Source organism: Streptomyces roseoverticillatus, assembly GCF_000719265.1.
Classification (GTDB): domain Bacteria; phylum Actinomycetota; class Actinomycetes; order Streptomycetales; family Streptomycetaceae; genus Streptomyces; species Streptomyces roseoverticillatus.
Genome location: NZ_JOFL01000023.1, coordinates 63,298 through 89,098, shown reverse-complemented (window position 1 = coordinate 89,098; position 25,801 = coordinate 63,298). Strand labels below are relative to the sequence as shown.

24 protein-coding genes are annotated in these 25,801 nt (G+C 70.6%); 16 read left to right on the top strand and 8 right to left on the bottom strand.

The window, feature by feature from the left end:
* The 4 genes from IF61_RS0125625 to IF61_RS0125610 all read left to right on the top strand — a co-directional run.
* Window positions 1-1,056: ATP-binding protein (locus IF61_RS0125625; protein WP_030368901.1), on the top strand; the 1,056-nt coding region annotated here is incomplete at its 5' end.
* Between the two features lie 2 nt (window positions 1,057-1,058).
* A complete protein-coding gene (locus IF61_RS35475) occupies window positions 1,059-2,219 on the top strand; it encodes a tetratricopeptide repeat protein (protein ID WP_030368900.1) in 1,161 nt (386 codons plus the stop codon).
* 61 nt (window positions 2,220-2,280) lie between these two features.
* Window positions 2,281-2,637 (top strand): histidine triad nucleotide-binding protein, encoded by a 357-nt coding sequence (locus IF61_RS0125615; RefSeq protein WP_030368899.1) that lies wholly within the window; start codon window positions 2,281-2,283, stop codon window positions 2,635-2,637.
* A gap of 10 nt (window positions 2,638-2,647) precedes the next feature.
* Complete coding sequence (locus tag IF61_RS0125610) at window positions 2,648-3,556, top strand: ribonuclease Z (protein WP_030368898.1); 909 nt, start codon at window positions 2,648-2,650, stop codon at window positions 3,554-3,556.
* Between the two features lie 86 nt (window positions 3,557-3,642).
* Here the strand turns inward: IF61_RS0125610 and IF61_RS0125605 are convergent, their stop codons facing one another.
* From IF61_RS0125605 to IF61_RS0125595, 4 genes are all read right to left on the bottom strand, one after another.
* Window positions 3,643-4,365, bottom strand: coding sequence for a hypothetical protein (locus IF61_RS0125605; RefSeq protein ID WP_030368897.1), 723 nt, complete (start codon window positions 4,363-4,365; stop codon window positions 3,643-3,645).
* 38 nt (window positions 4,366-4,403) lie between these two features.
* Window positions 4,404-6,341 (bottom strand): tetratricopeptide repeat protein, encoded by a 1,938-nt coding sequence (locus IF61_RS35990; protein ID WP_157848663.1) that lies wholly within the window; start codon window positions 6,339-6,341, stop codon window positions 4,404-4,406.
* 254 nt (window positions 6,342-6,595) lie between these two features.
* Entirely contained in the window at window positions 6,596-7,399 is an 804-nt protein-coding gene (locus IF61_RS0125600) for an HAD family acid phosphatase (RefSeq protein WP_030368896.1), read from the bottom strand.
* A 72-nt stretch (window positions 7,400-7,471) separates the two neighbouring features.
* A complete protein-coding gene (locus IF61_RS0125595; RefSeq protein ID WP_052393026.1) occupies window positions 7,472-8,839 on the bottom strand; it encodes a 6-phospho-beta-glucosidase in 1,368 nt (455 codons plus the stop codon).
* A gap of 71 nt (window positions 8,840-8,910) precedes the next feature.
* Between IF61_RS0125595 and IF61_RS0125590 the strand changes: the two genes are divergently transcribed.
* The 5 genes from IF61_RS0125590 (at window position 8,911) to IF61_RS0125570 (ending at window position 14,315) form a co-directional block, all read left to right on the top strand.
* Window positions 8,911-10,116, top strand: a complete 1,206-nt coding sequence (locus IF61_RS0125590) for a carbohydrate kinase family protein (protein WP_078660490.1) — start codon at window positions 8,911-8,913, stop codon at window positions 10,114-10,116.
* A gap of 140 nt (window positions 10,117-10,256) precedes the next feature.
* Window positions 10,257-11,258: a PhoH family protein gene (locus IF61_RS0125585; protein WP_030368893.1), complete on the top strand. Its 1,002-nt coding sequence runs from the start codon at window positions 10,257-10,259 to the stop codon at window positions 11,256-11,258.
* A 7-nt stretch (window positions 11,259-11,265) separates the two neighbouring features.
* Window positions 11,266-11,763, top strand: a complete 498-nt coding sequence (gene ybeY, locus IF61_RS0125580; RefSeq protein ID WP_030368892.1) for an rRNA maturation RNase YbeY — start codon at window positions 11,266-11,268, stop codon at window positions 11,761-11,763.
* Complete coding sequence (locus IF61_RS0125575) at window positions 11,760-13,055, top strand: hemolysin family protein (RefSeq protein ID WP_030368891.1); 1,296 nt, start codon at window positions 11,760-11,762, stop codon at window positions 13,053-13,055. Before ybeY ends, IF61_RS0125575 begins: the two co-directional genes overlap by 4 nt.
* Window positions 13,056-13,292: 237 nt before the next feature.
* Entirely contained in the window at window positions 13,293-14,315 is a 1,023-nt protein-coding gene (locus IF61_RS0125570) for an alpha/beta hydrolase (protein WP_030368890.1), read from the top strand.
* A gap of 75 nt (window positions 14,316-14,390) precedes the next feature.
* Here the strand turns inward: IF61_RS0125570 and IF61_RS0125565 are convergent, their stop codons facing one another.
* Window positions 14,391-15,869 carry an MFS transporter gene (locus IF61_RS0125565; protein ID WP_030368889.1) on the bottom strand — a complete coding sequence of 493 codons (1,479 nt, stop codon included), beginning with the start codon at window positions 15,867-15,869 and terminating at the stop codon, window positions 14,391-14,393.
* A gap of 141 nt (window positions 15,870-16,010) precedes the next feature.
* Between IF61_RS0125565 and IF61_RS0125560 the strand changes: the two genes are divergently transcribed.
* The 4 genes from IF61_RS0125560 to era all read left to right on the top strand — a co-directional run bounded on the left by IF61_RS0125560 (window position 16,011) and on the right by era (window position 19,158).
* The gene (locus IF61_RS0125560) at window positions 16,011-16,829 is read left to right on the top strand and encodes a helix-turn-helix transcriptional regulator (RefSeq protein WP_078660488.1); all 819 of its coding nucleotides are present in this window, start codon (window positions 16,011-16,013) and stop codon (window positions 16,827-16,829) included.
* Between the two features lie 74 nt (window positions 16,830-16,903).
* The gene (locus IF61_RS0125555; RefSeq protein WP_030368887.1) at window positions 16,904-17,662 is read left to right on the top strand and encodes a hypothetical protein; all 759 of its coding nucleotides are present in this window, start codon (window positions 16,904-16,906) and stop codon (window positions 17,660-17,662) included.
* A 44-nt stretch (window positions 17,663-17,706) separates the two neighbouring features.
* Window positions 17,707-18,057 carry a cytidine deaminase gene (locus tag IF61_RS0125550; protein ID WP_030368886.1) on the top strand — a complete coding sequence of 117 codons (351 nt, stop codon included), beginning with the start codon at window positions 17,707-17,709 and terminating at the stop codon, window positions 18,055-18,057.
* A 159-nt stretch (window positions 18,058-18,216) separates the two neighbouring features.
* A complete protein-coding gene (gene era, locus IF61_RS0125545) occupies window positions 18,217-19,158 on the top strand; it encodes a GTPase Era (RefSeq protein WP_030368885.1) in 942 nt (313 codons plus the stop codon).
* A gap of 19 nt (window positions 19,159-19,177) precedes the next feature.
* Here the strand turns inward: era and IF61_RS0125540 are convergent, their stop codons facing one another.
* Window positions 19,178-19,450 carry a protealysin inhibitor emfourin gene (locus IF61_RS0125540; protein ID WP_030368884.1) on the bottom strand — a complete coding sequence of 91 codons (273 nt, stop codon included), beginning with the start codon at window positions 19,448-19,450 and terminating at the stop codon, window positions 19,178-19,180.
* 94 nt (window positions 19,451-19,544) lie between these two features.
* Complete coding sequence (locus IF61_RS0125535) at window positions 19,545-20,603, bottom strand: M4 family metallopeptidase (RefSeq protein ID WP_030368883.1); 1,059 nt, start codon at window positions 20,601-20,603, stop codon at window positions 19,545-19,547.
* A 307-nt stretch (window positions 20,604-20,910) separates the two neighbouring features.
* Between IF61_RS0125535 and leuA the strand changes: the two genes are divergently transcribed.
* Both leuA and IF61_RS0125525 read left to right on the top strand, forming a co-directional pair.
* Complete coding sequence (gene leuA, locus IF61_RS0125530; protein WP_030368882.1) at window positions 20,911-22,683, top strand: 2-isopropylmalate synthase; 1,773 nt, start codon at window positions 20,911-20,913, stop codon at window positions 22,681-22,683.
* Between the two features lie 274 nt (window positions 22,684-22,957).
* Window positions 22,958-23,695, top strand: a complete 738-nt coding sequence (locus tag IF61_RS0125525) for a TerB family tellurite resistance protein (RefSeq protein WP_030368881.1) — start codon at window positions 22,958-22,960, stop codon at window positions 23,693-23,695.
* A gap of 2 nt (window positions 23,696-23,697) precedes the next feature.
* On the opposite strand, the gene IF61_RS0125520 is transcribed toward IF61_RS0125525, so the two are convergent.
* Window positions 23,698-24,747 (bottom strand): hypothetical protein, encoded by a 1,050-nt coding sequence (locus tag IF61_RS0125520; RefSeq protein WP_157848662.1) that lies wholly within the window; start codon window positions 24,745-24,747, stop codon window positions 23,698-23,700.
* Window positions 24,748-25,048: 301 nt separating this feature from the next.
* Here IF61_RS0125520 and recO point away from each other — a divergent pair, with 301 nt between their 5' ends.
* Window positions 25,049-25,795 carry a DNA repair protein RecO gene (recO, locus tag IF61_RS0125515; RefSeq protein ID WP_030368879.1) on the top strand — a complete coding sequence of 249 codons (747 nt, stop codon included), beginning with the start codon at window positions 25,049-25,051 and terminating at the stop codon, window positions 25,793-25,795.
* Window positions 25,796-25,801 lie beyond the last annotated feature (6 nt).

The following is a 25,801-nucleotide window of genomic DNA, read 5'->3' as shown; positions in this document are numbered from 1 at the left end:
CCGGCCGCCCCCGCCGAAGCAGCAGCCCCCGCCCCCGCCGAAGCCCCCCGCTACGACTGGAAGCAGGCCGAGGACGAGCTCTCCGACGTCATCCCGCCCCGCTTCGTAGAGCCGTCCGAGCCCGAGCCGCAGCCCCTCTCCGCCCACGGCGACGACGACCCCGCCGCCGCCAGCGCCTGGGACGTCGAGACCGCCGGCCTCTCCCTCGCCGACGTCGGCGGCATGGAGCAGGTCAAGGAGCGCCTGGAGGCCGCCTTCCTGGCCCCCATGCGCAACCCCGAGCTCCGCAAGCTCTACGGCAAGAGCCTGCGCGGCGGACTCCTCATGTACGGGCCGCCCGGCTGCGGCAAGACGTACATCGCCCGCGCCGTCGCCGGCGAGCTGGGCGCCCGCTTCATGACGGTGAGCATCACCGACGTCCTCGACATGTGGATCGGCAACTCCGAGCGCAATCTGCGCGAGCTCTTCGAGACGGCCCGCCGCAACGCCCCCTGCGTCGTCTTCCTCGACGAGCTGGACGCCCTCGGCGCCAAGCGCAGCCAGATCCGCCACTCCGGCCTGCGCACCACGGTCAACCAGCTGCTGACCGAGCTGGACGGCGTGGACGCCCAGGCCAACGAGGGCCTGTTCGTGCTCGCCGCCACCAACCATCCCTGGGACGTCGACCCCGCCCTGCGCCGCCCCGGCCGCCTCGACCGCACGGTCCTGGTGCTGCCTCCGGACGAGCCCGCCCGCGAGTCGATCCTGCGCCACCACCTCAAGGACCGCCCGGTGGCCCGCATCGACCTGCGCAAGCTGGTCAAGCGCACGGACGGGTTCTCCGGCGCGGACCTGCGCCACCTGTGCGAGAGCGCCGCCGAGCGCGCCCTGATGGACTCGGTCCGCACCGGCCGGGCCCGCATGATCGAGACCGACGACCTGCTCGCGGTCCTCGGCCAGGTGCGCGCGTCGACCGGCCCGTGGTTCGACTCCGCCCGCAGGGTCGCACAGTTCGCCAACGAGGGCGGCCAGTACGACGAGCTGCTCGCGTACCTCAAGAAGAAGAGGATGCTCTGAGCGTGAGTGACACCCCGTACGGCGGCGAGCATCCCACCGTCGCCCGTGCCGAGGCGCTGCTGGCCCTCGGCCGGACCGAGGACGCGCGCGACCTCCTATTCGCCTACATGAACGAGAGCGAGGAGAACAAGCACGACCCCGCCGCCCTGGTCCTGACCGCCTCCTGCTTCTACCGGATGCAGAAGTGGCCGGCGGTCGAGCTCCTCACGTACAACGCTCTGCGCGTCAACCCGGACCACGGCGACGCCCACATGCTGCGCAGCGAGGCGCTGTGGCGCCTGGGCCGGGTCGACGAGGCGGTGACCGCGGCTCGGGAGGCGGTGCAACTGCACACGCACCACCCCTCCCCGTACCAGTCGCTGTCGGCGGCCTTGCGTGCCGCGGGCGACCTCCAGGATGCGCTCCGGGCTGCCGACGAAGCGGTGCGGCTCGGCCCGGAAGTCGCGGCCTCGCACTTCGCCCGCTACTACGTCCTGCTGGACATGGGCGACAACGCCGGCGCGCAGCAGGTGATGCGCGACGTCCTGAGCTTCGCCCCCGAGGACGCCGACGCGCGCGCCGTGCTCGCCGGGCTCAAGGACGAGACCCGTGAGCTCAGGCTGCCGGAGCTGGCCAGGGAGTACACCGCCGCTCTGGGAGCCGACCCCGGCAGCGCGTACATCGTCGCCAAGCTGGAGGACGTCGCCCTGCGCCTGGTGCGCCGCACCCGCTGGGTCGCCCTGCTCTGCCTCCTGTACGCCGCCGTCACCTCCCGGGCCTTCCCGACCGGCGACGACCCGACCTCCCTGCCCGCGCCGCTCGGCGCCCGGATGTGGTTCTTCTTCCTGATGTGCGTGGGGTGGGGGCTGTGCGTTTGGCGCACGTACTTCAAGCTCCCGCGGGGCGCCCAGATCACCCTGCTGTCGGTGATCCGGCGCGCCTTCGCCGCGAAGCTGGCCGTGGCGCACTCGCTGTGGGGCACGCTCTGCGCGGTGCTGCTGGTGACCGTGCCCTGGACGGACCGGGGCTACGAGCAGGCGCTCGTGTGGATCGGCGGCGTGCCCGTGGTGCTCGCCATGTGGTACGGGGCCGCCCAGCGGCGGAACGAGCGCGACGCCGCCGAGAAGGCGAAGGAAAAGCGGCTGAAAGCCGCCCGCGAGAAGGGGGCCGAGGCCGCCCGGTAACATCCGGACCGTAGGAGCCGAGACCGAGCCGACGAGCCGACGACCCGTGAGGAGCCCACCGGTGGCGGGAGAACCGCAGGCGGACTGCCTGTTCTGCAAGATCGTCAAGGGGGAGGTGCCCGCGACCGTCGTCAAGGAGACGGAGACCACCGTCGCCTTCCGCGACATCAACCCCCAGGCGCCCGTGCACGTCCTGGTCATCCCCAAGGTGCACTACGCGGACGCGGGCTCGCTCGCCGCGGCCGAGCCCGGGATCGCCGCCGACGTGCTGCGCGAGGCGGGCGAGGTGGCCCTGCAGGAGAATGGGGAGAAAGGCTTCCGCATCGTCTTCAACACCGGCGCCGGCGCCGGCCAGACCGTCTTCCACGCGCACGCCCACGTCCTCGGCGGCCGCGGCTTCAACTGGCCCCCCGGGTAGGCAGCACCCCTTGTCCGTACGTGAACTGGTCGTCCTGGGCACCGCCAGCCAGGTGCCCACGCGCCACCGCAACCACAACGGCTACGTGCTGCGCTGGGACGGCGAGGGCCTGCTCTTCGACCCAGGCGAGGGCACGCAGCGGCAGATGCTGCGCGCCGGGGTGGCCGCGCACGACCTGAACCGGCTGTGCGTCACCCACTTCCACGGCGACCACTCCCTCGGCCTCGCCGGGGTGATCCAGCGCATCAACCTCGACCAGGTGCCGCACCCGGTCACCGCGCACTACCCGCGCAGCGGTAAGCGCTTCTTCGAGCGCCTGCGGTACGCCACGGCCTACCGCGAGACGGTCCAGCTCGCCGAGGAGCCCGTCTCCGGCGCGGGCGGGGTCCTGTACGAGGGGCCCGCCTACCGCCTGGAGGCGCGCAGACTCTCGCACCCCGTCGAGTCCTACGGCTACCGCCTGGTCGAGCCCGACGGGCGGCGGATGCTCCCCGAGCGGCTCGCCGCGCACGGCATCAGCGGGCCGGACGTCGGCCGGCTGCAGCGCGAGGGCGCGGTCGGCGGGGTCACGCTGGACGAGGTCAGCGAGGTGCGGCGCGGGCAGCGGTTCGCGTTCGTGATGGACACCCGGCTGTGCGACGGCGTGGACGAGCTGGCCGAGGGCTGCGACATGCTCGTCATCGAGTCGACGTTCACCGACGAGGACGCGGCCCTCGCCGCGGACCACGGCCACCTGACGGCGGGGCAGGCCGGCCGGGTCGCCGCCGGCGCGGGAGTGCGGCACCTTGTGCTGACGCACTTCTCGCAGCGGTACGACGACCCGGAGGTCTTCGAACGGCAGGCCCGTTCGGCGGGCTTCGAGGGCGAGCTCACGGTCGCCCGGGACCTGATGCGGGTGCCGGTGCCCAAGCGGCGCTGAGCGCGGCTGCAGGCCGATGAGTTCGCCAGATCGGTTGGCGTCGTTACAGCTCAAGCATCCGGAGTCTATGTGCCTTCGGCGGTTGCTCAGTTACGGCTGATGGTGATCCGGATGAACTCGGGGTCCATCGCCGCACGACGTTTCGGCTCGGGGATATGCCGTATCGCCTGCTGGAACACTTCCAGGTGCTGGCCGGAGTCCATCCAAATGCGGAGCCTCAGCCACGCTGCGGCGTAGTGCGCGCATAGGTTGCGTGTTGAGTACTTGTCCATGGAAATCTCGCCTGCAGCCTCAGCGTCGTCCAGCGTCGCGGACCACGTACGGCTGCGCTCGACGATGGAGCCGTCTTGGGGAGCCAGGTCAGCCGCCAGTTGCTTGAGGGTCTCGTCGATGTTTCTGACGCCGTCATTGGGAGAGTCACTTATGCGCGGCGGATACTTCTTCTGTGTGGCTGTAGCAGGATCGCATTTCTGGACAGCTTTGATGAGTTTGACACGGTCGGGCCAATGTCGTGCACGTCCGGTGGCGACGTCTCTCAGCAGTTCCCAGATCCTTTCCTCGGAATGTAGCCACTCGGCCAGTAGCTTGATGTCGGCGGGGGCCCTGTGCCCCCGTTCCAGCCATGCGGACTCCATTATCTCCGCGGTGCTTCGCATCAACTGATGGTCGTACCTGGCCATGCGATCGTCATGTTCCATGAGCGCATGCCCGTCGCCGGGCGGCTCAGCGTTCGGGTACGCGGTCTGTTCAAAGTTCTTGAAGATTGGGTGCCCACGCAGAGCCGCCAAGTCAGGATCCTCGGAGAGCATCCAAGATCGCTCCACCGTTGTGTATCCGCTTTCTGCCCTTAGTAGGGCCCGACTGCTCGATCCGCCAGTTCTTTGTGCCAGTTTTCATTGTTCGGTTCTGTGAAATCTTTGCGCCTCTCCATGGCGATCGAGTACACGCATGCAGCCGTGTAGTGATCCTGCCATTCACGGCTGGGCCAGGAGAACGGGGATAGGCGGAGGCGGCTCAGTTTCTTCCTAAGTCTTCTCTCAAGCTTTTTGGGAGGCGTATTCCATGTGATTACTCTTGCCTTTCGCGTAAAGGCTCTTCCCCGCCACCGCGTCGGCCGGTGCGGGATCGCCGGCTTGGCCCGGCGGCCGGGCCGGTCGATTACGCTGGATGCCCATGCCAGTCGAAGCGGGGCCCATACGTCCCGGTTAATTGTCAGAACGGTGTGAGTACTGACGTAGGGCGCGCGAACCTCCTGGCTGTAGCCTGGAAATGCCCTGCACAGAATCCTGGCGAGCCAGAGGAGCCATGTGAAGTGCGCAAGGCGAGCATGAATATCGTCCCGGGCAAGCCGGTACATTTCTTGGGCGCAAGCCCTCTGGAACACCACGGCAACTTTGCGTTGCTTCGTATTGTTGCGTCTGTATCCGTCGGCGCCGACAACGGTAAGCTGCTCCCGGAGCCACTCCTTCGCGTTCTCCTCGACCCGACGCTTGTTCATCCTAATTTTTTCAAATTCTGACGGCCGGTCGAGAGCGTAGGTGGCAGCGAACCAGCGGTTATCCACTGTTGGAAGGTCGTTGAGCGCCAAGTCCACAGCGGCAGGCCAGTAGCGATCTACGATGGTCGGCCGCAGCCGTTTCCGGATTTTTTCCCGCTCTTCGGTTCTGTGGACGTGACCACTGAGGTCGAACCATTGTTCCGCTGTTACCTCGGGCGATCCAAGGATCACGGCATTCCGGTATCGGACACCGAAGAACTCAACAAACCGGCGCGGATGTCCGAGGTATCGGAAGTTGGTCGGGCGTAGGCTTCTGCGAAGCCATAGTCGCTTGCTGTACTTGTCCGGGCTTTGATTATCGAGGGCGAGCGCCCCCTGGCAGGTATCGAGGGCGTCTATGTGCAAACCAAGTTTCTCCTGGGTGCCTGCGATCTCGGCCCGCAGGTAGATATTCTGTGGATCGTATTTCAGGGCCTCGTAATAGAGATCCAGAGCTTCATCGAATCGCTGATTATGACTCAGCCACTTCGCTTTCTGGTATGCGGTGAAGAGCTCGGTCGGCAGCTTGCGGGCCCACCAGTCGCGCCAGGGTGGCCGCCTACCAGCCTTTGTGATCGGCAGCAGTGCCGCCACTACCCAGTTCGCGGCTTGGTTCACGACCTCGTCCCAGTCTCGCCCCCACACTGTCGTCGCCTGAGCTCCGCTGAACACGTATGCGGTGAGAGTCACAGTCATGCCGTAACGTTCTGCCCCCTCGCTCTTGAGGTGCAGCACGCCACTGACCTTATAGGTGAGTTTCGGGTGCAGCCGAGCGAGTGCACGCGGGATAGAGGAGCCGGGCTTCTCCAGATCGACGTCGCCCAAAATATCGAGAAAGGCGGTCGGGGGCACGTCCGAGGGAACGGTCGTGGGTGAGTAGAGGGCATTCTCGGATAGGAGTCTGCTGAGTTGCGCGGTCAGCTCCAACAAAGGTGGCGTGGTTGCCCCGGACGTTGAGTCGACCAACTTTTCCACGTTCACCGGCCCAGGCCGGTAGGCGAGTGAGGAGCGCGTTGCCCGCCAGGCGACGTACAGGAAGAGCAGGGCGAGCGCCAGGCAGGCCAGCCGGCCACCAAGCGAGATGTTGTCGCCGCTGATGAGCGAGGACAGACCATAAAAGAGTCGAGCGAGCCAGTCGGACAGGACATGGAGCCATGACCATCCCCGCGTCGCCTCCCATGCAAGGGTTCGCGGCTTGGTGTGCTCGGCCCCTGCCCACCACATGGCGACCAGCAGTGTCAGAGCCACCGCGAAACCTGCTGTGCGCCATGCCCACACCCGAGGGACGAGGAGTGGCGACATAGCAGCGCGGGACAGTCTTCCTCGCTTCTTGCTCATCGCAGCCTCCGACGCCTTTTCGGCAGACGGCGGTGTCCTACTCACCATTTTGGGAAGCGCTCAAGCGTGACGCATCTCGGCACTGACGGTGCCAAGCCCTGCGCGCCGTGCTCCGGGCACCAGATACGCGGTGCCCGGAGCACGGTGGGCCGGAGGGGAAACCCTTACGGCAGGAAGTACATCGGGTTCGGCAGCTTGTACGTGTGCTGCGCGTAGCCGCCCTGCAGGTCGCTGTACTGGTCGCCGAAGTTGCCGACGATGCGGTAGCCCTGCGACTCGATGTGCTTGCGCGTGCCCGCCTTGTACTCGACGGTGGTGCACGTGGCGCCGCACGGCAGGTACGCCGGCGGCGTCTTCTTGTTCTTCAGGAAGAAGTGCGCGGTGTCGGCGGCGGGCTTGTAGCCGGCGTTCTTGAGGTTGCGCACGCTCCAGTCGCGCTGGTGCTCGTCGCGCCCGGTGACGAAGAAGACCGTGATGCCCTTGGACTGCGCCCAGTTGACGAGCTTCGGCATGCCGAAGACCGGGGCCATGTCGGTGGACTTCAGGTAGGCGTCCTGCGACTCGGGCGTGAAGTGGAAGCCCTGCTGGAGCTCGTAGTTGTAGGTCAGCAGGGTGGTGTCGTCCACGTCCAGGACGATGGCGGGCTTCGGGGCGCCCTTCTTGCCGGAGCCGGACTGGTTCTTGACGGCCTTCTCCAGCTGCGCCTTCGCCTTCTTCTGGATGTCGGCGACCTGCTTGGCGTAGTTGCTGTCCGGCGAGGCGTAGTGCTGGCCGTTCTTGTCGACGGTGTCGCCGTAGTAGGCCTTGATCTTGTCCGTCACCTTGGTGAGGTTCGGGATCTCCTTGTCCGTGCGCGGCACGGAGTGCTCGGCGCTGGCGGCGCCGGCCGTGTAGAGGCCGGCGCCGACGGCGAGGGCGGCGCCGGCCGCGGCGATGCGGGCGCGTTTGGACGCAAGGCTGAGCTGCACGTGTGTACTCCTGAGTAGCAAAGGCGGTGCAGCGCGAAGCTAGGGCCTTGGCGAGTGCAGGTCAAGCATTGTCTACGCGGGTAGGGGTGACGTGTCCCCTCCCGTACGCCGAACGGCCCTACGCCCGGCCCGCTCCAGGATCCGCGCCGCCACCGCAGGCGAGTCGACCAGTGGGTGCAGGGCGAGGGCGCGCAGCGCCGCGTCGCGGTCCTCGTGCACCGCCGCCGCGATCGTGGCCCGCTCGACCGCCTTGAGCTGCAGCATCAGCCCCAGCTGGTCCTCGCGCAGCGGCGCGCACGGCAGCGGCCGCGCGCCCTCGCCGGTCACCTCGCACACCGTTTCGATGATGGCCTCGGGGGCCAGTCCGGGGACGGTCGTGCCGTTGGGCACGTTGAGGATCAGGCGGGCCGGCTCGTCCCGGGCGATGGCCGCCATCAGCGCGAGCGCCACCTTGTCGTAGCCGCCGCCGTCCAGGTCGCAGGAGTCCCGCTGCCAGCCGCCGCTCGCCGCGCGGCTCTCGGCCATGTAGGTGGACTCGCGCTGCAGCCGGGTGCGCTCCCACAGCTCGTACGAGCGGTCCGGGGCTGCCGCCGCCTGGGCGAAGAAGCCGCTCTGCTGCTCGTCGAGGAACTGGCCGCGGGTCTCCGGCGACTCCAGCACCGAGCGCAGCGTCTCCCGGCGGAAGTAGTAGTAGTGGAGGTATTCGTTGGGGAGGGAGCCCAGGGCGCGCAGCCAGTCCGCGCCGAAGAGCTTGCCCTCCTCGAAGGAGCCGAGGGCCGCGTCGTCCGCCAGCAGGCGCGGCAGCAGGTCGACGCCGTCGACGCTCAACGTCCGCAGCCAGCCCAGGTGGTTGAGGCCCACGTAGTCGAAGCTCACCCGATCGGGGTCGGCTCCGACGGCGCGCGCGGCCCGCCGCACCAGGCCCACGGGGGAGTCGCAGATGCCGATCACCCGTCTGCCCAGGACGGCGGACATCGCCTCCGTCACCATGCCCGCCGGGTTGGTGAAGTTGATGACCCACGCACCGGGCGCGACCGCCGCCACCCGTTCCGCGATCTCCAGGGCCACCAGCACCGTGCGGAGCCCGTACAGGACCCCGCCGGCGCCGACCGTCTCCTGCCCCAACACCCCTTCGCTCAGGGGGATCCGCTCGTCCAGCACCCGGCCGGCCGTGCCGCCGACGCGGATCGCGGAGAACACGAAGTCGGTGCCGCGCAGCGCGTCGTCCAGGCTGTGCGCGAGGCGCACGGAGGGGGCGCCGGGCACCCCTTCGGCCTGGGCCGCCAGCACCGAGGAGATCACTCTCATGCGCATGGAATCGGTGTCGTAGAGCACGAGTTCCGTACAGCGGCCCGGAGTGCCGCGCCGCGCGTCGTCAAGGAGGGCCCGGTGCACCAGAGGCACCCGGAACCCGCCACCGCCGAGAATCGTCAGCCTCATATTCCGGAAGGTACCCCAGCATCGGGCACACTGTCCGGATCCGCACCCCGTGAGAGGAGCAGCGAGCGCGTATGACGACCTCTTCGCCCCACTCGGCCCCCCATAAGGACCTGAAGGATCTGCAGGACCTACGGGACGGGCACTGCCCGGGCGAGCGCACGGAGGGCTTCGAGGGATTCCGGGGGGCGGCTCCGGTCCTCGACCCGCTGGCCGAGGTCCGCTCGGAGGCCGATCCGCCCACCGATGTGTACCTCACCGGAACGGTCTTCCTGGACATCATCTTCACGGGCCTGGACTCGGCCCCCGTGCGGGGAACGGAGTCCTGGGCGCGGGGCATGGGGTCGAGCCCCGGCGGCATCGCCAACATGGCCACCGCCCTGGCGCGGCTGGGCCTGCGCACCTCCCTCGCCGCGGCCTTCGGCGACGACATGTACGGCGAGTACTGCTGGGAGGCGCTCGCACAAGGGGAGGGGATCGATCTCGGCCTCTCCCGCAAGGTGCCCGGCTGGCACTCGCCCGTGACCGTCTCCATGGCCTACGAGGGCGAGCGGACGATGGTCTCCCACGGGCACGAGGCGCCGCCGCCCGGCAACGGGGGAGGGGTGCCCGCCCCCGAGTGCCCGCCGGCCTCGCGGGCCTGCGTGGCCCTGCTCGTGCCCGGCCGCCAGGAGGAGTGGATCGCCCGCGCCGCCGCCCGCGGCAGCAGGGTCTTCGCCGACGTCGGCTGGGACGAGACGGGGCGCTGGGACCCGGCCGACCTCGCCGACCTGGAGCACTGCGAGGCCTTCCTGCCCAACGCGGAGGAGGCCATGCGCTACACCCGCACCGACTGCCCCCGCGCCGCCGCCCGCGCCCTCGCCGAGAAGGTGCCGGTCGCCGTCGTCACCATGGGGGAGAAGGGCGCCTTCGCGGTCGACAGCAGCACGGGGGAGAGCGCCGAGGTCCCCGCGATCGCCGTCGAGGCGCTCGACCCCACCGGCGCCGGCGACGTCTTCGTGGCGGGCTTCGTCACGGGCACCCTGGCCGGCTGGCCGCTCGCCGACCGGCTCGCCTTCGCCGGGCTGACGGCCGCCCTGTCCGTACAGGAATTCGGAGGGTCGCTGTCCGCACCCGGGTGGGTCGAGATCGCCGCCTGGTGGAAGCACGTGCGCTCCTACGACGACCAGACCCCGGCCGTCCGCCGCCGCTACGCCTTCCTCGACGGCCTGCTGCCCGCGGCCGTCCGCCCCTGGCCGCTGCGCCGGGCCGTCCCCACGCTCGGCTTCCGCCGTCCCTAGCCCCCGTCCCGCCCGGGGGCCCGGCCCCGGGCGGGAAAACCCCTCAGGCCGCCGGAGGCTTCGTCGTACCCTGGTATTCCAAGGATCTCCGGACACCGGAATGCAGAAAAGAGGCGATGAGCAGGCCAGAGGGCCGGCCCATGACTCAGACACCCATACGACCGCAGGCGACGGCGAAGTTCACGGTCCCGGCCAAGCACCCCATGGTGACGGTCCTGGGCTCCGGGGACTCCCTCCTGCGGGTCATCGAGAAAGCGTTCCCGTCGACGGACATCCACGTACGGGGCAATGAGGTAAGCGCCACGGGGGAGCAGCGGGAAGTCGCCCTCGTACAGCGCCTGTTCGACGAGATGATGCTGGTGCTCCGCACGGGTGCGCCGATGACGGAGGACGCGGTGGAACGCTCGATCGCCATGCTCAGGAACGAGGAGCAGGGGCCGGAGACCCCCGCCGAGGTCCTCACCCAGAACATCCTCTCCAGCCGCGGCCGCACCATCCGGCCCAAGACGCTCAACCAGAAGCGCTATGTCGACGCGATCGACAAGCACACGGTCGTCTTCGGCATCGGCCCCGCGGGCACCGGCAAGACCTACCTGGCCATGGCCAAGGCCGTCCAGGCCCTGCAGTCCAAGCAGGTCAACCGGATCATCCTGACCCGCCCCGCTGTCGAGGCCGGCGAGCGGCTCGGCTTCCTGCCCGGCACGCTCTACGAGAAGATCGACCCGTACCTGCGCCCCCTCTACGACGCGCTGCACGACATGCTCGACCCCGACTCCATCCCGCGCCTGATGGCCGCCGGGACGATCGAGGTCGCGCCGCTGGCGTACATGCGCGGCCGCACCCTCAACGACGCCTTCATCATCCTGGACGAGGCCCAGAACACGAGCCCCGAGCAGATGAAGATGTTCCTGACCCGGCTCGGCTTCGACTCCAAGATCGTCATCACGGGCGACATCACCCAGATCGACCTCCCCGGCGGTACGAAGAGCGGCCTGCGCCAGGTGCGGGAGATCCTCGAAGGGGTGGAGGACGTCCATTTCTCCCTGCTCACCAGCAACGATGTCGTCCGGCACAAGCTCGTCGGCCGTATTGTCGACGCGTACGAGCAGTACGACAGCCGAAACGAAAGCACCCCCCGGTAAGAACACGATGGCAATCGACGTCAACAACGAATCCGGCACGGACATCGACGAGCAGGCGGTCCTCGACATCGCCCGCTACGCCCTCGCCCGGATGCGCATCCACCCGCTCTCCGAACTCTCGGTCATCGTTGTCGACGCCGAAGCCATGGAGCAGCTCCACATCCAGTGGATGGACCTGCCCGGGCCCACCGACGTGATGTCCTTCCCGATGGACGAGCTCCGTCCCCCGGCCAAGGACGACGACGAGCCCCCGCAGGGCCTCCTCGGCGACATCGTGCTGTGTCCCGAGGTCGCCAAGAAGCAGGGCGAGGACGCGCCCACCGGGCACTCCATGGACGAGGAGCTCCAGCTGCTCACCGTCCACGGCGTCCTCCACCTGCTGGGCTACGACCACGAGGAGCCCGACGAGAAGGCCGAGATGTTCGGCCTCCAGGCCGCCATCGTCGACGGCTGGCGCGCCGAGCGCGGGATCGAGGGGCCCTCCCCGGCCCCGACGATCACGTGACCGGGCGCCTGATCGCGGTCGCGGTCCTGCTCCTCGTCGTCGCCTGGCTCGCCGCCTGCGCCGAGGCCGGCCTCGCGCGGACCACCCGGTTCCGCGCCGAGGAGGCCGTCCGGTCCGGGCGGCGGGGCAGCGCCCGGCTGATGGCGGTCGCCGCCGACCCCACCCGCTACCTCAACGTGGCGCTGCTCGTCCGCGTCGCCTGCGAGATGGCGGCCGGTGTGCTCGTCACGTACGTCTGCCTGCAGGGCTTCGAGCAGACCTGGCAGGCGCTGACCGTCGCCATCGCCGTCATGGTCCTCGTCTCCTACGTGGCCGTCGGCGTCTCCCCGCGCACCATCGGCCGCCAGCACCCGCTGGGCACGGCCACGGCGGCCGCCTACGTGCTGCTGCCGCTCGCCCGCATCATGGGCCCGGTGCCGCAGCTGCTGATCCTCCTGGGCAACGCCCTCACGCCCGGCAAGGGCTTCCGCAAGGGTCCCTTCGCCTCCGAGGCCGAGCTGCGGGCCATGGTCGACCTCGCCGAGAAGGAGTCGCTCATCGAGGACGAGGAGCGGCGCATGGTCCACTCCGTCTTCGAGCTCGGCGACACCCTGGTGCGCGAGGTGATGGTGCCGCGCACCGACCTCGTCGTCATCGAGCGCGGCAAGACCATCCGCCAGGCCCTCACCCTCGCCCTGCGCTCCGGCTTCTCCCGGATCCCGGTCACCGGCGAGAGCGAGGACGACATCGTGGGCCTCGTCTACCTCAAGGACCTCGTCCGCAAGACGCACATCAGCCGGGACGCGGAGTCCGAGCTGGTGTCGACCGCGATGCGGCCCGCCGTGTTCGTGCCCGACACCAAGAACGCGGGCGACCTCCTGCGCGAGATGCAGCAGCAGCGCAACCACTGCGCCGTCGCCATCGACGAGTACGGCGGCACCGCCGGCATCGTCACCATCGAGGACATCCTGGAGGAGATCGTCGGCGAGATCACCGACGAGTACGACCGGGAGCTGCCGCCGGTGGAGGAGCTCGGCGAGGGCCGCTACCGGGTGACCGCGCGGCTCGACCTGGGTGACCTGGGCGAGCTCTACGGCCTCGGCGAGCTCGACGACGAGGACGTCGAGACGGTGGGCGGCCTGCTGGCGAAGTCCCTGGGCCGGGTGCCGATCGCGGGCGCCGTGGCCGAGGTGGACCTCGCGGAGTACGGCCTGGCCGAGCCGGGCGGCCTCACGGGCCTGCGCCTGACGGCGGAGGCGTCCGCGGGCCGCCGGAACCGCATCGTGACGGTCCTGGTCGAGCCGGTCCGCTGACCCCGCGGCCGGCCTCCTTGAAGCCCCCGCGTCCGCGCGAGGGGCTTTATGAGCATTTCGTATCAGGAGCGGGTTGAGGGGGAGATTCCGGAACCTTCGGCCCTGGTTCGTACATCTGCAGGCACAGAACTGACCGCCTTTGTCTGCCGGAGCACCACGATGACGAATCCCTCCACCGGGGCCTACCAGTCCCGCGGCCGCAACCGTGCTCGCCGTGCCCGACGATGGCTCGTTGCGGTGGCGTCCGTAGCCACGCTGGGGCTGATCGCCTGGCCGGTGATGAGCTACTACGAGATCCCGCCGTTCACCGACAAGGGCGACCCCGTCAGCTACGGCCAGGCCGGTGGTGGGGAGGGTGGGAAGGGCGCCGACGCGAAGACGCTGATGCCCACGGGCCCGCAGGCGTCCTTCAAGAACGTCAAGACGCTGGCCGACGGCACCCACGTCAGCGTCGTCACGCTGGACGGCAAGAAGTCCGGGTTCAAGGGCAAGGTGTGGGTGTGGGCGCCCAAGGAGTACACCGACGACCCGAAGTTCGCCTCCAGCGGCTTCCCCGTCATGGTCGCCCTGCCCGGCGGACCCGGGAACGACAGCAACTACTGGGCACTGGGCGAGTTCGGCCCGGACAAGCTCTCGCTGGAGAAGAGCATCTCCAAGTGGTACCAGGAGAACAAGAGCAAGCCGTTCCTGCTGGCCATGCCCATCCTCAACCCCGGCCCGGACGACAAGGGCATCTACTGGGACGCCAGTGACATCCCCGGCCAGGCGAAGATGGGCACCTGGCTGACCGAGGACGTCCCGGACCTGATGAAGGCCAACTTCCGCACGATCAAGTCGCGCGACGGCTGGAGCTACATGGGCTCCTCCACCGGCGGCTTCGCGAGCCTGAAGTCCGTGCTGAAGCACCCCGACAAGTTCAAGACCGCGATCGCCAACGGCCCGGACGTCGTGCCCGACTCGCCGCTGTGGCGGGGCCACGAGAAGGAGAAGGCGGAGAACAACCCCGAGGTGCTGGCCAAGCAGCTGGCGGCCACCAAGGGGAAGGACGTCTACATCGCCTTCCAGTACGGCTCGAAGGAGAACGCCAAGATGATCGCCGACGTCAAGAAGTTCACGGCGACCTACGGCAAGGGCCCGGTCCACACCAAGACGTGGGAGATACCCGGCGGCACCCACAACGGCGCCACGTACCTCAAGAACATGGAAGACCCCATGAAGTGGATCAGTGACCAGATGGAGGGGCCGACGCCCTCCTCCTGATCGCCTGATCGCTTTTCGGAAAACACACGCGGAGGGGGCGGGCCGGCATCTGCGGCCCGCCCCCTCCGCGTGTGCTCAGGCCGCGCGCCGCTTCCGCAGGCCCACCGCGACCGCCGCCGCCACCACGACGACGATCAGCGCGTCCACCCCCAGCCCCAGCCGGATGCCGCCCAGCGTGGCCGCCGCGAAGCCCGAGCCGCCCTCGGAGAGGGCCGCGGTCCGGGCCGAGGCCACCGCGCTCAGCAGCGGGATCCCGATCGTGATCCCCATCTGCTGGGAGCTGGTCACCAGGCCCGTGGCCAGCCCCTGCTCGGTGTCCGGCAGGCCCGACGTCGCCGTCACCCCGTAGGCGACGATCGCCCACAGGTGCCCGACGCAGGCGATGCTCGCCGCCGCCAGCGCGAGCCACGCGCCGGAGGAGTCCCGCCCCAGGCCGAGCAGCGCCGCCGTGAAGACGGCCTGGACGGACAGGCCGGCGATGAGCGTGGTGCGGGTGCCGAGGCGGGCGATGACCTTCGGGGCGGTCATGCCGGCGACGACGGCGAAGACGCCCTGCACGCCGAAGACGAGCCCGGTGCGGAACGCCGACAGCTCCAGCACCTCCTGCAGATACAGCGTGAGCAGGAAGACGACGGCAGTCATCATCCCGAACGTGATCAGACCGGCCAGGTTCCCCCAGGCCACCGTCGGGCGCCGCAGCATCGGCAGGGACACCAGCGGCTCCGCGGCCCGGGACTCCACGACCACGAAGGCCACCAGCAGCACGGCGCCCAGGACGAGCGCGATCAGGACGCCGGCGCTGCCGAAGCCCTGCTGGGCCGCGGTCGACAGGCCGTAGATGAGGGCCAGCAGACCGCCGGTGACGGTCACCGCGCCCGGGATGTCGATCCGGGGCCGCTCGGCGGGCCGGGACTCGGAGAGCAGGCCCGGTGCGACGGCCAGGATCCCGAGGCCGGCCACCGCCAGCAGGCCCATCGTCGAGCGCCAGCCCAGCGTGTCGGTCATGACGCCGCCGAGCACCATGCCGATGGTGAAGCCGAGGGAGAGCAGCGTGCTGCTGACGCCGAGAGCGCGCTCGCGCTGCGGCCCCTCGGCGAAGGTCGTGGTCAGCAAGGACATGCCGGTCGGCACGATGATCGCCGCGCCGAGCCCCTGCAGGGCCCGCCCGGCGAGGAAGACGGCCGGGTCCCAGGCGAGCGCGGCGAGCACGGAGGACGCGGTGAAGAGCGCGAGGCCGGCCAGGAAGACGCGGCGGCGCCCGTAGAGGTCGGCGATCCGGCCGGAGAGCAGCAGGAAGCCGCCGGACGGCAGGGCGAACGCGGTCACCGCCCACTGCAGGTCCGCCTGGCCCATGCCCAGGTCGTCGCCCAGGACGGGCAGCGCCACGTTCAGGATGGAGAAGTCCAGGGCCACGATGAACTGCGCGGCGCACAGCACCAGCAGGACCAGCTTGTCGCGGCCGGACATGACCGGCCCGGCCGCGGCGGCCGCGGCGTCAGGGACGTCAGGGGCGGTACGGGGAGGAGTCGTGCGGGGAGGGGAGTCGATCGCCATGCGCCCACCTTCCGGCGCGCGGAAGAAACGTGGGGAGAGCGTGCTTATGGTGGTGGCCGTACCACCAGGCAAGGGGGAGAGTTGACCGGGTCGATTACACACGCACAGCCGCGTCGCCGCCAGGAGCTGCGTGACTTTCTGATGAGCCGTCGGGCCCGGGTGTCCCCGGCCGACGTGGGCCTGCCGGACGGCGGGGCCCGCCGGCGCACGCCGGGGCTGCGCCGCGAGGAGGTCGCGGTCCTCGCGGGCGTGGGCGCTTCCTGGTACCAGTGGCTGGAGCAGGGGCGGGAGATCACCGTCTCGCCGCAGGTGCTCGACTCCGTGGCGAAGGTGCTCAGGCTGAGCGGCGACGAGCGCCGGCACCTGTACGTGCTCGCCGGGCTGAACCCGCCGCAGCCGGAGTCCCCCGCCCCGGACTACCTGTGCGAGGGCCTGCAGCGGCTGATCGACGGCTGGATGCCGTACCCGGCGCACATCATGGACCCGTACTGGAACCTGGTCGCCTTCAACGACTCGGCCCGCATGGTCATCGGCTTCCGCCGCAAGCCGCGGCCGAACTGCCTGGTCGACTTCTTCACCGACCCCGCCTACCGCGCCCGCGCGGCCAACTGGGAGCAGAACTCCCGGCGGGTCGTCGCCCAGTACCGCGCCGCGTGCTCGGAGCGACCGGACGACGAGGGGTTCCAGGAGATCGTGGCGGAGCTGTCCGCGGTGAGCCCGGAGTTCGTGGAGCTGTGGGCGCAGGGCGACGTGCAGGCGGGCGGCCAGCTGGTCAAGGAGTTCGACCACCCGGTGGCCGGGGCGCTGTACCTGGAGAGCACGCACCTGCGCGTGCCGGCCCGGCCGGACCTGACGATCGTCATGCACAACCCGGTGGCGGACACCGGCACGGCCGCGAAGCTGGAGTGGCTGGTCTCGCCGGAGGGCCGGCGCGGAGGGATGTACTCGGTCGCGGGCTGAGACCCGGCACCGGCGCGGGACTTTGCCATTGACATACTTGCGGCATACGTTCTCTTTACCTAAGGATTTCCGCTGTGTCCGCTTCCCTGCGCCGTGGCGCCCTCGCCGCTCTCGCGGCCGCGTCCCTCCTCGCCCTCTCCGCGTGCGGGGACGGTGACAAGGACGGCAAGCCGGCGGCGGGGCGGAGCGGCAGCGGAAGCGCCGCCCCCGACCGGGGCAAGGAGGCCGCCGGGCCCGCGCCGCTCACCGCCGCCCAGGCCAAGGCCGCCCTGCTCACCCCCGCCGACCTGTCCTCCGGCTGGGAGGTCGACAAGAGCATCCCGGCCTACGACGTCGGCCCGACCGCCATGCAGCTCGGCAAGGCGGACAAGGCCGCGTGCCAGCCGCTGCTCGACGCCTTCGTCGGCGCGGACAACGGCCCCAAGGCGCAGGCCCACGCCATGACCGACCTCAAGCAGGGCGGCGAGGCCGGGACCATGATGTCCCTGGGCGTCACCTCCTACCGGCAGGCCGACGCCGTCAAGGTCATGCAGGAGAAGACCGACGTCGGCGCCTGCGGGAAGTTCACGGCGAAGGCCGTCGACGGCTCGGTGGACGAGGCGGCCGGCAGCGAGCTGACCGTGCCCGCGCTGGGCGACGAGGCCCGCGGCGTGCGGGTGGTCTTCGCCGCGACCGACGAGGGCGTGAGCATCCAGCACGACATCGCCGCCGTCCGCGTCGGCGGCACCGTCGTGACCGTCGCCCAGGCCAGTTTCACCACCGCCGGCTCCGACGCCTTCGAGGCGGCGCTGCGCAAGGCCGTGGAGAAGGTGCAGAAGGCCGGCAAGGCCTGATCCCGGGGCGATCGGGCGGACCGGCGCTGCTTATGCTCCCCGGTATGACGGAGACCACGCTGGACCCCGAAGACCGCAAGATCATCACGCTGGCCCGTTCCGCGCGCGCCCGCAACGCCGTCCCCGAGGGCGCCGCCGTACGGGACGAGACGGGCCGGACGTACGTGGCCGGCACGGTCGCGCTCGACTCGCTGCGGCTCAGCGCGCTGCGGACCGCGGTCGCCATGGCCGTCGCGAGCGGCGCGAAGTCCCTGGAGGCCGCGGCCGTCGTCTCCGAGGCGGCCGGCATCTCCGCGGAGGACCGCGCGGCCGTGCGCGACCTGGGCGGTCCCGCCACCCCCGTTCTCCTCGCGGGCCCCGACGGCACCCTGCGCAGCAGGGTCGACGCGGGCTGAGCCGCGGCAGGGCCCGACGCGCGGGGAGGGCACGAACCGGTTCGCCCCCGCGGCCGCCCTGCTGCAGCCCGTCGCCGGGGTCCTGCGGGGCTCCCGGCCCCGCCGGCCGGACGGGGCCGCTGGTCGGCGGGCGGGCCGGGATCGGGGAGAATGGCCGGTATGGATAACGCCTCGTCCCCCTCCCGGGCCCCTCACCGCGCGGGCTTCGCGTGCTTCGTCGGCCGCCCCAACGCGGGCAAGTCGACCCTGACCAACGCACTGGTGGGGACGAAGGTCGCGATCACCTCCAACCGTCCGCAGACCACCCGCCACACCGTCCGCGGCATCGTGCACCGGCCCGACGCCCAGCTCGTGCTGGTCGACACCCCCGGTCTGCACAAGCCCCGCACGCTGCTCGGCGAGCGGCTCAACGACGTGGTCCGCACCACGTGGGCCGAGGTCGACGTCATCGGCTTCTGCCTGCCCGCCGACCAGAAGCTCGGCCCGGGCGACCGCTTCATCGCGGCCGAGCTGGCCGGGATCAAGAAGACCCCCAAGGTCGCGATCGTCACCAAGACCGACCTGGTGGACTCCAAGGCGCTCGCCGAGCAGCTGATCGCCATCCAGAAGCTGGGCGAGGAGCTCGGCATCGAGTGGCGGGAGATCATCCCGGTGTCGGCCGTCGGCGACAAGCAGGTGGGCCTGCTGGCCGACCTGCTGGTGCCGATGCTGCCGGAGAGCCCGCCGCTCTACCCCGAGGGCGACCTGACCGACGAGCCCGAGCAGGTCATGGTGGCCGAGCTGATCCGCGAGGCCGCGCTGGAGGGCGTGCGGGACGAGCTGCCGCACTCCATCGCCGTCGTGGTCGAGGAGATGCTGCCGCGGGAGGACCGGCCGGCGGACAAGCCGCTGCTGGACATCCACGCGAACGTCTACATCGAGCGCCCCAGCCAGAAGGGCATCATCATCGGCCCGAAGGGCGCCCGCCTCAAGGAGGTGGGCATGAAGTCCCGCAAGCACATCGAGGCGCTCCTCGGCACCCCGGTCTACCTCGACCTGCACGTGAAGGTCGCCAAGGACTGGCAGCGCGACCCGAAGCAGCTCCGGAAGCTGGGCTTCTAGCCGTCCGGGCCGCCGGTCGTCACGCCCCCTCCTTGAGTACCGTGCGGATCAGCTCGCGCTGGTCGTCGGAGAGGTGGGGGTCCGCGAGGCGGACCGAGCGGCCGTCGACGTCGATCACGTAGTGGAAGCCGTCCGGGACGCCCCGGGCAGGGCCGGGGTCGTCCCGGCCCGGCACCAGGGCGCGGTGGGCCAGAGCCTCCAGGTGCATGGCGTCGGGCCGGTCGGACGTGTCCAGCTCGGCCCTGCGCTCGATGCCGGCGAACCCGCCGGTACGGGTGATGACGATACGCATGCCGTCATCCCTACCCCACGGCTCGCGATCGCTCCCGGTCCAAAAGGCCCGCATTCCGGGGCCGGCCGGCCCTTGGGCCGGCCCCGTGCCGGGTCTATGTCACGGGGATGCCGACCTGGCTCCACGCCTTGAGCACGGCCTGGACGGCGTCCCCCTCGCCGAACAGGGTCCGGGCCGAGGCCGCCGTCAGCCGGGCGAAGTCCGCGAACTGGGCGTCGGACGCCAGCTCCCCGCCGGTCAGCGTCGCGTACCAGACCTTCCCGGCCCGCTCCCAGGCGTGGCCGCCGAGCGCGGTGGCCACGAGGTAGAAGGCATGGTTGGGGATGCCCGAGTTGATGTGCACCCCGCCGTTGTCGCGCGAGGTGCGGACGTAGTCGTCCATCGTCGCCGGCTGCGGGTCCTTGCCGAGGACGTCGTCGTCGTAGGCCGTGCCGGGCGCCTTCATGGAGCGCAGGGCCACCCCGCGGTCGATGCCCGGCCCCAGCAGCCCCTGGCCGATCAGCCAGTCGGCCTGGTCGGTGGTCTGCCCCAGGGCGTACTGCTTGATCAGCGAGCCGAAGACGTCCGAGACGGACTCGTTCAGCGCCCCGGACTGGCCGTAGTACTCCAGGTTGGCCGTGTGCTGGGTGACACCGTGGGTGAGCTCGTGGCCGATGACGTCCACCGGGATGGTGAAGTCGAGGAAGATGTCCCCGTCGCCGTCCCCGAAGACCATCTGGCTGCCGTCCCAGAAGGCGTTGTTGTAGCCCTGGCCGTAGTGGACGGTGGCGTCCAGGGGCAGGCCCGCGTCGTCGATGGAGTGCCGTCCGTAGGCCTTGAGGTAAAGCTCGAAGGTGGCGCCGAGCCCGGCGTGGGCGCGGTTGACCGTCGCGTCCTTCGAGGGGGCGTCGCCCTCGGCGTGGACCTTCTTGCCCGGCTGGACCACCCGGTGCCCGGCGTCGTAGATCGTCCGCTGCGGGCTGTCGGAAGGGGTGCCCGCCGGGGCGGCGACGCCGCGCAGCGCCGTGACCCGGCGCCGGGTGCGCTGCATGGAGTCGTGTTCGAGGGTGCGCTGGGCGAGCTCGGCCCGCGCGGAATCGCCGGCCTGCGCGAGCCTGTCGAGCACGTGCGGCGGGACGATGGTGCAGAAAACGCTCTTCACGGTGTCACTCATGGCCCGAATCTGGCAGTGGCCCCCGGCCTTGTCAGGCCCCGGCGCACCGATTAACACAATCGAGTGGCACCGTTCCTCTCCCAGCTACCTGTCCCGCATGCTGGAACGCCCGTACCGCATCCCGTCCGGCTCGGCTACGGTGCTGTGCATCATGCGTTTCGGGCTGCTTCTTCTTAGCTGCCGCGGCGAGGGCCTGTAGTCGATCGGCCGACCCCCTCCCCGCGGAGTGAGGCGTTGCGGTCATCCGGTGACCCGCCCGTCGGCCGTCCCAGAGGTCCCAGAAGGACACTACGAGGAGCCCCCGCAGATGCCTGAGACGACCCCCGCTTCCGTCGGCCGTCCCACCCCCGTCACCGCCGCCACGGTCACCCAGCGCCCCTCCGGGATGCCGGTGCACAAGTACCGCCCCTACGAGGCCGTGGACATCCCGGACCGCACCTGGCCGGACCGGCGGATCACCAAGGCGCCCCGCTGGCTCTCCACCGACCTGCGCGACGGCAACCAGGCCCTGATCGACCCGATGTCGCCGGCCCGCAAGCGCGAGATGTTCGACCTGCTGGTCCGCATGGGCTACAAGGAGATCGAGGTCGGCTTCCCGTCCTCCGGCGCCACCGACTTCGAGTTCGTCCGCTCGATCATCGAGGAGGACGCGATCCCCGAGGACGTGACGATCTCCGTCCTCACCCAGGCCCGCGAGGAGCTGATCGAGCGCACGGTTGAGTCCCTGCGCGGCGCCCGCCGCGCCACGGTGCACCTCTACAACGCCACCGCCCCGGTCTTCCGGCGGGTCGTCTTCCGCGGCTCGCGCGAGCAGGTCAGGCAGATCGCGGTGGACGGCACGCGCCTGGTCGTGGAGTACGCGGACAAGATCCTCGGCGACGAGACCGTCTTCGGCTTCCAGTACAGCCCGGAGATCTTCACCGACACCGAGCTGGACTTCGCCCTGGAGGTCTGCGAGGGCGTCATGGACGTCTGGCAGCCCGAGGCCGGCCGCGAGATCATCCTGAACCTGCCGGCCACCGTCGAGCGCTCCACGCCCTCCACCCACGCCGACCGCTTCGAGTGGATGTCGCGGCACCTGTCCCGCCGCGAGCACGTCTGCCTGTCCGTGCACCCGCACAACGACCGGGGCACCGCCGTCGCCGCCGCCGAGCTGGCGATCATGGCCGGGGCCGACCGGATCGAGGGCTGCCTGTTCGGCCAGGGCGAGCGCACCGGCAACGTCGACCTGGTCACCCTGGGCATGAACCTGTTCTCCCAGGGCCTCGACCCGATGATCGACTTCTCGCAGATCGACGAGGTGCGGCGCACCGCTGAGTACTGCAGCCAGATGGAGGTCCACCCGCGCCACCCCTACGCGGGCGACCTCGTCTACACCGCCTTCTCCGGCTCCCACCAGGACGCCATCAAGAAGGGCTTCGAGGCGATGGCGGCCGACGCGGCCGCCGCCGGGAAGACCGTGGACGACATCGAGTGGGCGGTGCCGTACCTGCCGATCGACCCCAAGGACGTCGGCCGCTCCTACGAGGCCGTCATCCGGGTGAACTCGCAGTCCGGCAAGGGCGGCATCGCGTACGTCCTGAAGAACGACCACAAGCTGGACCTGCCGCGCCGGATGCAGATCGAGTTCTCCAGGATCATCCAGGGCAAGACCGACGCCGAGGGCGGCGAGGTCACCCCGGCCGAGATCTGGTCCGTCTTCCAGGACGAGTACCTGCCCACCGGCGGCAACCCCTGGGGCCGGATCGCGCTGCGCTCCACCCAGACGTCCACCACGGGCGAGGGCGGCGACGCGCTGACCGTCGAGGCGGTCGTGGACGGCGCGGACACGGTCCTGACCGGTACGGGCAACGGCCCGATCTCCGCCTTCGTCGACGCGCTGGCCGCGATCGGCGTGGACGCCCGCGTCCTCGACTACAGCGAGCACACCATGAGCGAGGGCGCCGCCGCGCGCGCCGCCTCGTACATCGAATGCGTGATCGACGGGACGGTGCTGTGGGGGATTGGCATCGACCCCAACACGACTCGTGCGTCGATCAAGGCGGTGGTTTCCGCGGTGAACCGGGCTTACCGGAAGTGAACGCTCGGCTGCGGGCCGCGTGTGGCTGGTCGCGCCCACGCGGCGGAGCCGCAGATTGACACAGCCCCGCGCCCCTTTGGGGCGCGGTACTGCCGCGGTCCGGGGCCTCGTCAAGGGCCCTGGGGGGAAACCACCGTATCCGGTGGTGCCGTGGCGAGATCCCCCGTATGACGCCCGCCCGCTGCGCACGGGGTACTGACGTCGCATCATCGATGTGGCTAACATCACGTCAACGCGGCGACGAGGCCGTGGCGTTATGGAGGTGTGCGCCGTGATGCACGCGCAGGGCCGACCCGGCCGGGACCGGTGTGTGGTGGGCGTACGCACCGTGTGGCGCACGGTCGGCGACGGCGAGTTCTACTGCCCCGGCTGCGGCGGCGACCGCAACTACCGCCGCCGCACCGGGCGCCGCCGCCTCGTCGCCTTCGGCCTGCCGCTGCTGCCGCGCGGCCCCGTCGGGCCGGTCGTGGAGTGCTCCGCGTGCCGCGCCCGCTACGGCACGGACGTCCTCGACCACCCCACCACCACCCGCTTCTCGGCGATGCTGCGCGACGCCGTGCACACCGTCGCGCTCGCCGTCCTCGCCGCGGGCGGCACCGAGGCCCGCACGGTCCGAAGAGCCGCCGTGGGCGCCGTCCGGGCCGCGGGATTCGTGGACTGCAGCGAGGAACAGCTGATCACCCTGATCGAGGCCCTCGCCGCCGACACGGGCCGTCTCCCCGGGGCGTACGGCACCGACCTGGGCACCCCGTCCCCCTACGCCGGCCGGGACGGCTTCGACCCCCGGGGCACGGCCCTGGCCATCGAGCTCCACGAGGCCCTGGAGCCCCTCGCCCCCCACCTCGCGCCCGCCGGTCGCGAATCGATCCTGCTGCAGGGCGCCCGCATCGCCCTCGCCGACGGGCCCTACCGGCCCGCCGAGCGGGAGGTCCTCGCCACGGTGGGCCGGGCCCTCATGCTCCCCCCGGAGGACACGGACCGGCTGCTGGCCGCGGCGCGGACCCCCTCGTAGCGCTACGCCCTGCCCTCCGAGGCGGCAGCCGCCCGCGGCTCCCCGGCCGCCGCCTGCCCCCGCAGCGCTCCCAGCACCCACGGCACGTGCTTGCGCTGCACGCCGATGAGCACCTCGTCGGCGCCGTCGCGGCAGACGACGACCACCTGGCGGAGCGCCTTCCGCCAGCCGCGGGTCTCCGCGGTGACGCCCGACGGATCCGACCAGTACGGCACGCGGACGCGCTCCACGACCAGCGTGCGCGGCAGGACCCTGCGCAGGGCGCGGCCCTCCGGGTCGGGGGTCACCGCCAGCAGGCCGGGGCCCACCACCAGATACGGGCCGATGAGCTCGCCGCGGTACGGGGTGCGCGCCGCGACACCGCCCTCGACGCACTCCTCCCGCTCCGGCACGACCGGGGCGACCTCGAACTCCTCCGACTGCCGGCGGCGCACCCTGATGCGCCACAGGGCGCCCAGGACGACCGGCACCGCGCCCGCCCCGGTCAGCACCAGGGCCGTCGGCACCGTGTCCGTGACCAGGGGCGCGACGAACGCGACGATCCCGGTCAGGACGCCCGCGCACGGCAGCACGGTGGCCTGCCAGGCGTAGCGCGCCGGGTGGCGGCCGACCTGCCGGACCATCCAGTAGGCGAGCCAGGCGAAGGTGCCGCCCAGCGCGAGCAGCCCCATGCCGCAGGCGAACGGGAAGCGGTAGGCGTCCTTCGGCTGGTCGGCGGTGAGCTGCACGGTGCCGCGGAAGTCGACGAAGCGGATCTTGCCCCGCCAGTAGGTCGCCTTCACCGAGTCGCCGGGCTTGACGCGGCCGAAGACCGAGGACGGGCCGTTCATCTCGGCGCGGTGGGTGTCGCCGCCGCGGCCGGTGATGGTGAGCCAGTAGTGCGTCGTCTTGCCCCGGGGCACGGTCTCGGTGCCCTTCACCGTGCCCTCGATCGTCTTGCGGCACTCCAGGGCCGGCTCGTCGCCCACACACGCGGACGCCGTCGCGAAGGCCCGGCTGTCGGCGCGCTTGCCGGGCACGGTGACGAACAGCAGGAACAACGCGGCGAGCACGCACACGAGGGTCGCGGCGACGGCGGAACGGACGGGATGGCGGCGCCTGCGGCGTCGGCGGCGGGAGGGGGTCACCGGGTACTCACTGGGGGGAGGAAGATCGACATGGCGCTCACATTGTGCCTTCGTCAGACGCGGGCGTTCAGCCCTCGTGGGTACGGGAGAATAGCTCCATGAGCCTCTTCCGCGACGACGGCATCGTGCTGCGGACCCAGAAACTCGGCGAAGCCGATCGCATCATGCTGCCTTCTCCCGGGGGGCGACCCCCGGTCCCCCGGCCGGACACCCGTGGGGGCGTGCGATGAGTCTTTTCCGTGACGACGGCGTTGTCCTGCGGACCCAGAAACTCGGCGAAGCCGACCGCATCATCACCCTCCTCACGCGCGGGCACGGGCGGGTGCGGGCCGTGGCCCGGGGCGTGCGGCGGACCAAGTCGAAGTTCGGGGCGCGTCTGGAGCCGTTCTCGCACGTCGACGTGCAGTTCTTCGCGCGGGGGAGCGAGCTCGTCGGGCGCAGCCTGCCGCTGTGCACGCAGAGCGAGACCATCGCCGCGTACGGCGGCTCCATCGTCACCGACTACGCCCGCTACACCGCCGGCACCGCCATGCTGGAGACCGCCGAGCGGTTCACCGACCACGAGGGCGAACCGGCCGTCCAGCAATACCTGCTGCTCGTCGGCGGGCTGCGCGTGCTCGCCGCGGGCGAGCACGCCCCGGGCCTCGTCCTGGACGCCTTCCTGCTGCGCTCCCTCGCCGTCAACGGCTACGCGCCCAGCTTCGACGCCTGCGCCCGGTGCGGAATGCCCGGTCCGAACCGGTTCTTCTCGGTGGCCGCGGGCGGTGTGGTCTGCGGTGAGTGCCGGGTGCCCGGAAGCGTCGTACCCTCCTCGGAGGCGATCGGGCTGCTCGGTGCGCTGCTGACCGGCGACTGGGCTACGGCGGACGCCTGCGAGCCGCGCCACGTCAGAGAGGGCAGCGGCCTGGTCGCGGCATATCTGCACTGGCACCTGGAGCGGGGCCTCCGCTCGCTCCGGTATGTCGAGAAATAGGGAAAC

What these genes read in the sequence shown, in the direction of transcription:
- IF61_RS0125605 (WP_030368897.1), bottom strand. Translation starts at nt 4,365, where the DNA reads ATGCTCTCCGAGGATCCTGACTTGGCGGCTCTGCGTGGGCACCCAATC.
- IF61_RS0125595 (WP_052393026.1), bottom strand. Translation starts at nt 8,839, where the DNA reads ATGAGGCTGACGATTCTCGGCGGTGGCGGGTTCCGGGTGCCTCTGGTG.
- IF61_RS0125590 (WP_078660490.1), top strand. Translation starts at nt 8,911, where the DNA reads ATGACGACCTCTTCGCCCCACTCGGCCCCCCATAAGGACCTGAAGGAT.
- IF61_RS0125585 (WP_030368893.1), top strand. Translation starts at nt 10,257, where the DNA reads ATGACTCAGACACCCATACGACCGCAGGCGACGGCGAAGTTCACGGTC.
- ybeY (WP_030368892.1), top strand. Translation starts at nt 11,266, where the DNA reads ATGGCAATCGACGTCAACAACGAATCCGGCACGGACATCGACGAGCAG.
- IF61_RS0125565 (WP_030368889.1), bottom strand. Translation starts at nt 15,869, where the DNA reads ATGGCGATCGACTCCCCTCCCCGCACGACTCCTCCCCGTACCGCCCCT.
- IF61_RS0125560 (WP_078660488.1), top strand. Translation starts at nt 16,011, where the DNA reads ATGAGCCGTCGGGCCCGGGTGTCCCCGGCCGACGTGGGCCTGCCGGAC.
- IF61_RS0125550 (WP_030368886.1), top strand. Translation starts at nt 17,707, where the DNA reads ATGACGGAGACCACGCTGGACCCCGAAGACCGCAAGATCATCACGCTG.
- era (WP_030368885.1), top strand. Translation starts at nt 18,217, where the DNA reads ATGGATAACGCCTCGTCCCCCTCCCGGGCCCCTCACCGCGCGGGCTTC.
- IF61_RS0125540 (WP_030368884.1), bottom strand. Translation starts at nt 19,450, where the DNA reads ATGCGTATCGTCATCACCCGTACCGGCGGGTTCGCCGGCATCGAGCGC.
- IF61_RS0125535 (WP_030368883.1), bottom strand. Translation starts at nt 20,603, where the DNA reads ATGAGTGACACCGTGAAGAGCGTTTTCTGCACCATCGTCCCGCCGCAC.
- leuA (WP_030368882.1), top strand. Translation starts at nt 20,911, where the DNA reads ATGCCTGAGACGACCCCCGCTTCCGTCGGCCGTCCCACCCCCGTCACC.
- IF61_RS0125525 (WP_030368881.1), top strand. Translation starts at nt 22,958, where the DNA reads ATGCACGCGCAGGGCCGACCCGGCCGGGACCGGTGTGTGGTGGGCGTA.
- recO (WP_030368879.1), top strand. Translation starts at nt 25,049, where the DNA reads ATGAGTCTTTTCCGTGACGACGGCGTTGTCCTGCGGACCCAGAAACTC.